Origin of the sequence: Tianweitania sp., from assembly GCF_032053605.1 — a bacterium.
Lineage (GTDB): Bacteria > Pseudomonadota > Alphaproteobacteria > Rhizobiales > Rhizobiaceae > Tianweitania.
On sequence record NZ_DAMBUH010000007.1, the window covers coordinates 63310 to 70626 of the forward strand.

Annotated in this window: 8 protein-coding genes; 1 reads left to right on the forward strand and 7 read right to left on the reverse strand. The window is 60.6% G+C overall.

The genetic code is table 11. The annotated features are described in order from the left end of the window. Positions 1 to 108 precede the first annotated feature (108 nt). Positions 109 to 402, forward strand: coding sequence for an ArdC family protein (locus RTX98_RS03510; protein WP_312794620.1), 294 nt, complete (start codon positions 109 to 111; stop codon positions 400 to 402). 17 nt (positions 403 to 419) lie between these two features. On the opposite strand, the gene RTX98_RS03515 is transcribed toward RTX98_RS03510, so the two are convergent. The 7 genes from RTX98_RS03515 to RTX98_RS03545 all read right to left on the reverse strand — a co-directional run. Beyond that, entirely contained in the window at positions 420 to 1898 is a 1479-nt protein-coding gene (locus RTX98_RS03515) for an NAD-dependent succinate-semialdehyde dehydrogenase (protein WP_312794621.1), read from the reverse strand. Positions 1899 to 1950: 52 nt separating this feature from the next. Beyond that, on the reverse strand, positions 1951 to 3027 hold the full coding sequence (locus RTX98_RS03520; protein ID WP_312794622.1) for an ABC transporter ATP-binding protein: 1077 nt from the start codon (positions 3025 to 3027) through the stop codon (positions 1951 to 1953). Beyond that, positions 3024 to 3824 carry an ABC transporter permease gene (locus tag RTX98_RS03525; protein WP_312794623.1) on the reverse strand — a complete coding sequence of 267 codons (801 nt, stop codon included), beginning with the start codon at positions 3822 to 3824 and terminating at the stop codon, positions 3024 to 3026. The genes RTX98_RS03520 and RTX98_RS03525 overlap by 4 nt, the downstream gene beginning before the upstream one ends. A gap of 3 nt (positions 3825 to 3827) precedes the next feature. Further along, the gene (locus RTX98_RS03530; RefSeq protein WP_312794624.1) at positions 3828 to 4685 is read right to left on the reverse strand and encodes an ABC transporter permease; all 858 of its coding nucleotides are present in this window, start codon (positions 4683 to 4685) and stop codon (positions 3828 to 3830) included. 68 nt (positions 4686 to 4753) lie between these two features. Then, complete coding sequence (locus tag RTX98_RS03535; RefSeq protein WP_312794625.1) at positions 4754 to 5764, reverse strand: ABC transporter substrate-binding protein; 1011 nt, start codon at positions 5762 to 5764, stop codon at positions 4754 to 4756. A gap of 28 nt (positions 5765 to 5792) precedes the next feature. Continuing rightward, positions 5793 to 6122, reverse strand: coding sequence for an NIPSNAP family protein (locus RTX98_RS03540; protein ID WP_312794626.1), 330 nt, complete (start codon positions 6120 to 6122; stop codon positions 5793 to 5795). A gap of 3 nt (positions 6123 to 6125) precedes the next feature. Beyond that, on the reverse strand, positions 6126 to 7317 hold a 1192-nt coding region (locus RTX98_RS03545), incomplete at its 5' end, for an aldehyde dehydrogenase (RefSeq protein WP_312794627.1).

Genomic DNA, 7317 nt, shown 5'->3' on the forward strand with positions numbered 1-7317 from the left:
GCGCGCCGGTGGGCGGGCTTCGCCCTCCCTCCTCTGCCCAGGGAAATGCTGAGAGGCATTTCCCAAACAGAAGGGGAAGGCTTCGCCCACAGGCGAAAGGAAGAAGCCATGTCCGAGCGGAAAGACATCTACCAGCAGATCACGAACCGCATCATTCAGCAGCTTGAAAACGGCGTTCGCCCCTGGCTTCGCCCGTGGGATGCGAACAGCCTTCCCGTACTTCTAACCCAATCAACCGATAAGCCTTCACGCGGCATCAATGTTCTTATCCTTATGCATGCGATCAAGCATCGCAGGCAGGCCATTGTTTGCCTTAGCGGTCATCTTCAAGCAGACGTTGGCATTGGGCTTGCGTCAAGAATGGCGAACACGGAGAGTTTAGGCCGGCATCTACGCACATGAACAAGATGCATTCTACCTCAGACCGCGAGGCAAAGGTACTTCAACTCGGTAAATTCATCTAAGCCGTACTTGGATCCTTCTCGTCCCAAGCCGGACTGTTTGATGCCGCCGAAGGGAGCCACTTCGGTTGAGATAAGACCAGTATTGATGCCGACCATCCCGTACTCCAACGCTTCCGCCACCCGGAAGACTCGTGAAAGGTCTCGGGAGTAGAAATACGAGGCCAGTCCAAACTCGGTGTCGTTTGCCATGTTCAGAACGTCGTCTTCTGAGTGAAACAGGAACAGCGGAGCAACCGGGCCAAACGTTTCCTCCCGGGCTGCTTTCATGCCGGATGTCATTCCCGTCAGAACCGTGGGCTGGAAGAAGAGGCCACCCTGGCTGTCCCTTTCGCCGCCCTGAACGACTTTTGCGCCCTTTGTTACGGCATCGGCGATATGGCTCTCTACCTTCGCCAGCGCCTTGTGGTCGATCAACGGACCTGCGTCGACACCCTCTGCAAACCCGTCACCGACTTTCAGGCTTGCCACTTTCGCCGCGAGCTTTCCGGCGAACGCGTCGTACACGCCTGACTGTACGTACAGCCGGTTAGCGCAGACGCAGGTCTGTCCGTTGTTGCGGAACTTGGCTGCAATCGCTCCCTCGACCGCTGCATCGATGTCCGCGTCATCGAACACGATGAAGGGAGCGTTTCCGCCGAGTTCGAGACCAAGCTTCATGATCTGGTCCGCCCCCTGCCGCATCAGCGTCCTGCCAACCTGGGTAGACCCGGTGAACGTGAGCTTGCGCACTTTCGCGTTCTCGGTGAACTCGCGTCCGATCTCTGGGGCATCCGTCGACAGGATCACGCTGAACACCCCTGCTGGAAGCCCGGCTCGTTCCGCGAGAACTGCGAGTGCCAGAGCGGAAAGCGGCGTTTCGGCCGCAGGCTTGGAGACCACTGCACAGCCTGCGGCGATGGCGGGCGCCACCTTGCGTGAGAGCATGGCGTTGGGGAAGTTCCAGGGCGTGATCGCCGCTACGACACCTACGGGCTGCCTGACGACCATGATCCGCTTGTCAGCCTGATGGCCAGGAATGGTGTCGCCGTAGAGACGCTTGGCCTCTTCGCCGAACCATTCCATGTAGGATGCACCGTATAGGATCTCGCCACGAGCCTCCGGCAGCGGCTTGCCCATTTCCATCGTCAGGATCGTGGCAAGATCGTCAACGTTCGCGACCATGAGGTCGTGGAGCCTGCGCAGCACGGATGCCCGCTCTTTGGCGGTCCGCCTCGCCCAGGCTTTCTGGGCAACGTACGCTTCATCGATAGCAAGCGCCGCTTCCGTGCGGCCCAGATCAGGCAGAACTGCAATGACATCGCCGTTTGAAGGATTGGTGACCTCAAAGACAAGCCCGCGGCTGCTTTCTTCAACTTTCTCGCTGCCAACCACGGCCTTGTCCGTGACCAGCGAAGGATCCTTCAGCTTCGTGAGCAGCGTTTCTGAGATAGCCATGGACGGATCCTGCGTGTTCTATTTGCCTACATTGCTTGCTTCTAGCCAGCGCCTAGAGGAATGCGTGCGCTGCGCCGCTATCGAAGCTCAGCCAGGCGCTGTCGCCGCGGCTGAGGCTGGAAATCGCCTGATGTCCGAACGGCAGACGGACGGCGAGGCTGTCGCCCTGAGCGGTCCTTGTGCTGACCTCTACGTTGTTTCCCAGGAAGGTGATGTCTCCAATGGATACCTGAAGGCCCGCCGCGACAGCTTCGCGGGACAGGGAAAGGCGCTCCGGCCGCAGCATCAACGAAGCCTTGCTCCCGTTTCTGCGGCTCCCATGCGTCGGCACGCCGTCGATCCTAGTCCCTCCTGGCAAGATCAGGCGGGCTCCGCTTCCATCGACGCTGACGATCTCTGCATCGATGAAGCTAGAGTCCCCAATGAACTCGGCGACGAAACGAGTGGCAGGATTGGCGTAGAGATCCTGGCCGCTGCCGATCTGGTCAATCTCGCCATGGCTGAAGACCGCGATCCTGTCGGACAGGCGCAGGGCTTCTTCCTGGTCATGCGTGACGTATAGGATGGTGACGCCTGTTTCCTGGTGGATGCGGCGGATTTCGAACTGGATCTCCTCGCGCAGCTTCTTGTCGAGCGCTGAGAGCGGCTCGTCCATCAGAAGCAGCGGCGGATTGTAAACCAGCGCACGAGCAAGTGCGACGCGCTGCTGTTGCCCTCCCGACATCAATGCAGGCTTGCGGTCCTCGAACCCTTCGAGGCGGACCAGCTTCAGCGCGCCCTTGACCCTTTCCGACACCTCTGCCTGGGACGTGCGCCTGATACGGAGCGGGAACGCAACATTCTCCCCCACCGACAGGTGCGGGAAGAGAGTGTAGCGCTGGAACACCATGCCAATGTTGCGCTTGTGCGAAGGGGTGGCCAGAAGGCTCTTGCCCTTGAAGAGGATGTCTCCGCCGGACGGGTCTTGAAAGCCAGCCAGGATGTAGAGCGTCGTCGATTTGCCTGAACCAGAAGGCCCGAGGAAAGTCATGAACTCGCCTTCGGCAACGTCCATCGTGACGTTCTTGACGGCTGTCACGCTGCCGTAGGTCTTGCGGATGTCGCGGATCGAAAGGAAGGGTTCGGTCATGTCGTGCGTCCCTTGCGGAAGATGGCGGCGAGCACCATCAGAAGGATGGTAAAGGCGATCAGCAGAGTGGATGCGGCGGCAATGACAGGCGTGAGATCCTGCCGCAGCGTCGTCCAAATCTTGACGGGCAGCGTCTGCAGTGTCGGGCTGGCCATGAAGATCGCCAAGACGACCTCGTCCCAGGAAGCCAGGAACGAGAAGATGGCGGCTGCGAAGATGCCGTGGCTTACGCCGGGCACGGTGACGCGGAGTCGCGCCTCCCAAGGATGCGCGCCGCACAGGACGGCCGCATCCTCGATCGACCTGTCAAAGCCTTCCAGCGCATTGCCGATCGAGATGATCGAGAACGGCAGCGCAATAAGCAGATGGGCTATGACGAACGCGACTGTCGTGCCTGCAAGGCCAAGCTGCAGGAAGAGCGCGTAAAGCGCGACCGCGAGAACGACCACAGGCAGGATCATAGGCGTGAGGAACAATGCGCGAAGCGCTTCCCTGCCCCTGAAGCGTCCGCGGTTGAGGCCCAAAGCAGCCAGAAAGCCTATGACGACGGACAGGACCGTGACGATGGCAGCGATCTTCAGGCTCGTCAAAGCGGAGTAGAGCCAGCGCGGATCTGCAAACAGTTCCTGGTACCAGCGCAGGGTCCATGATGGAGGCGGAAAGATCAGCCATTGCGAAGAGCCGAACGACAGCGCGGCAATGAAGACGATCGGCATGATCAGGAAGAGGCAGACCAGGACGGTCAGCCCGACAAGAAAGACACGGAGGCCGCCAAGCTTGTCGAAGTCGAGCAGCATGGCTTACCTCGCCTTGTTCGGGTTGAAGAACCGCAGCTGCACCGCATAAAGCGCAAGCGTCACGATCAGGAGCACGAGCGCCGCGGCGCCGCCCATTCCCCAGTTGACGAGAGACTGCACGAACTGCGCAACGAGTTCGGCCAGCATCATGTTCGAGGTGCCGCCGAGCAGCGCTGGGGTGACGAAGTAGCCAAGCGACATGACGAAAACCATGAGTGCTCCCGCAGCCACGCCGGGCAATGACAGCGGAAGCAGTATGCGCGTGAAGCTCTGCCGCTTGTTCGCTCCACAAAGGGCCGCAGCACGCAGAATGCCGGGATCGATCGAACGCAGCACGCCGATCAGCGGAAGAATGACGAAAGGGAGCATGATGTAGGTCATGCCGATCGTGACGCCGACCAGGTTGTTCACCAGTGGCAGGGGCTTGTCGATCAGTCCGAGGGCGATCAGGGTCTTGTTGATCACGCCCGTGCGCTGAAGCAGCACCATCCATGCGTAAGTACGAGCCAGAAGGTTGGTCCACATGGACAGGATGATGATCGCCAGAACCAGCCTCGACCACTTCTCCGGCATGATCGCAAGCATCCAAGCGACGGGATAGCCTACGATGACAGCGACGAACGTAGCCAGCCCCGCGACGATGAACGTGTTCAGGAAGACGCGAAGATAAGTCGTCGATCCAAGGAGCGTCTCATAGTTCTGCAGCCCCGGCTGGGGTTCCAGCACGCTGCGGAGCAGCAGCATGAGCACGGGCAGGATGAAGAAGATGGCGATGACCACGAGCGCCGGCGCCACGTAGCCGAACCCGGCTTCGCGACGCGGTTTTCGAAGTGGCACGCCGATCACAGCCGATAGAGCCATTTTTCGGGTTCCAGTGAGATTTGGCGGGCCGCGGGCATGCGGCACCGCCATTCATTGGGGTGGCGGCTTTACTGGGCCTGCCACGCGTACCAGCGCGTGCCGATTTCGTCTCGATGCTGGGCCCAGTAAGACATGTCGGAGTTCACCTGCGTATCAGCCTGCATGTCAGGCAGGGTCTTGCGCAGTTCCGCATCCATCTGGGCGCTGGAGTCCTTGTTGATCGGTGCGTAACCCGTTTCTGTCGCGAACATCGCCTGAGGTTCGGCCCCCGTCGCATGAGCGATGAACTTCATTGCCGCATCCTTGTTCTTCGTGCCTTTCGGCACCACGAGCGAGTCCGCAGCGGTAATGTTGTTCGTCCAGGAGGTCTCGACGCTGACGCCAGTCTGCGCGAGCGCTGTCAGTCGCCCGTTCCAGAATGAACCGAACGGTGCCTCAGCAGACGCCAGCAGCTGCTGCGACTGCGCGCCGTTGTCCCACCAGATGATGTCGGACTTGATGGTGTCCAGTTTCTTGAATGCCCGTTCCAGGTCAAGCGGGTACAGCTTGTCAGCAGCAACACCATCGGCAAGAAGGGCAGCTTCAAGGACGCCAGGCGCCGACCACTTGTAGAAGGTCCGCTTGCCCGGGAACTTGGCCGTGTCGAAAAGGTCCGACCATGTCTTGGGGCATGCGTCTACCGCATCCTTGTTGCAGCCTATGACGAACGAATAATAGAAGCTGCCGACCGAGTAGTCCGTTACAAACCGGGGATCGAGCTTCGACTTGTCGATCACGGAGAAATCCAGCTTCTCGAGCAGTCCTGCGTCGCCCGCCTGGACCGCGTAGTCGCCCTCCACATCGACCACGTCCCAGGTGGCGTTGCCCGCGCCCACCATGGCCTTCAGCTTGCCGTAGTCAGTCGGTCCGTCCTGCGTGACCTGTACTCCCGTGCCGGACGTAAAGCCTTCGGCCCAATGCTTCTGCTGCGCGTCCTGCGTGGTGCCGCCCCAGCTGGTGAAAACCATGTCCTGGGCGGAAGCGCTCCCTGCAGAAACAAGTCCTGCAAGCATAACGCCGATGGCGATCTTGTACTTCATTTCGGTTCCTCCACTTTTTTGGTAGTTCTCAGGCGCCGGTGCTACCTCCCAGGGGCGAAAAGCTTGCCGGCGTCATGATCTTGCTGTCCGCGGTCACGATCAGGTCGCGGATCCTGGGCAGGAAGGCCTGCCATTGCGGGTCGGCTGCGAGAAGGGAGCGGCGGCGCTGGCGTTCGTCGAGGCTCTCATAGGCCCAGATGTGGACGATCTCGTTCAACGGCCCGATCTCTGACGAGAAGTAGCCGACCAGGCTGCCCAGATGCTGCTTCTGGATGGCGATGCCGGATTCTCCGACAGCCTTGAGGTATTCCGGTCCAGAGCCGTTCTTCAGCCGATAGGTGCGGATCTCGTAAAGCATGGCTTACCGCATCACGAACGGGTCGGGAAAAGGATCGTCCGACGTCTTGAGCCACACCGTCTTGGTCCGCGTGTAATCGAGTGCGGCGGCGATGCCGCCTTCGCGTCCGTGGCCTGACTGGCCGTAGCCTCCAAACGGCGCGATCGGCGAAACGGCGCGGTAGGTGTTGATCCATACGACGCCTGCATGAATTGCCCGCACAAGCCGATGCGCCCGAGCCAGGTTCTGCGTGAAGACGCCGGAAGCGAGACCGTAACGCGTATCGTTCGCCAGGCTGATCGCCTCTGCCTCGCCGCTGAAAGACACAACCGAAAGGACAGGCCCGAACAATTCGGTTTCAAAGGACGGCGACGAGACCCCGTCACAGTCCAGGATGGTCGGCGGATAATAGAAGCCCTCCCCGCCACGGACGATGCCGCCTGTCACGAGTTTCGCTCCGGCCTGTATCGATGCCTGAACCAGTTGATCGATATGGTCGCGCTGGCGCCCTGTACATAACGGGCCGACTTCCGTCGCCATATCCAGCGGCGCGCCGATCCGGATCGCTTCAGCCTTCTTCTTGAGGGCGCTGAGGAACGCGTCTTTAACGGAAGCCTCGACGATCAGGCGTGAACCCGCCACGCAGCTTTGTCCCGTCGCGGCGAAGATTCCGGCGACCTGGGCGTTGGCAGCGCTTTCCAGATCGGCGTCCGCGAACACGATGAACGGCGATTTTCCTCCGAGTTCAAGCGATGTGCTCGCAAGGTTCTCGGCAGAATTCCGAACCACATGGGCGGCTGTCGAAGGGCCACCCGTGAAGGCAATATGGGCGATGCCGGGATGGCGGGTGAGTTCGCTTCCGCATGACGGACCGAAGCCCGTGATGACGTTCACGACGCCTGCCGGAAAACCTGCTTCGTGGATCAGGCGCGCAAATTCCAGCATCGGCGCCGGACCATCTTCCGAAGCCTTGACGACGAGGGTGCAACCTGCGGCAAGCGCGGGACCTATCTTGACCGCAGAAAGGAAGAGCTGGCTGTTCCATGGTACGATCGCGGCAACAACGCCGACGGGCTCGCGCCGTGTCCAGACCTCCATGTCCGCCTTGTCGATCGGCAGCGTCGCGCCTTCGATCTTGTCGGCGAGACCCGCATAGTACCGATAATAGTCGGCGACATAGGCGATCTGCGCGCGGGTTTCGCGGATGATTTTGCCT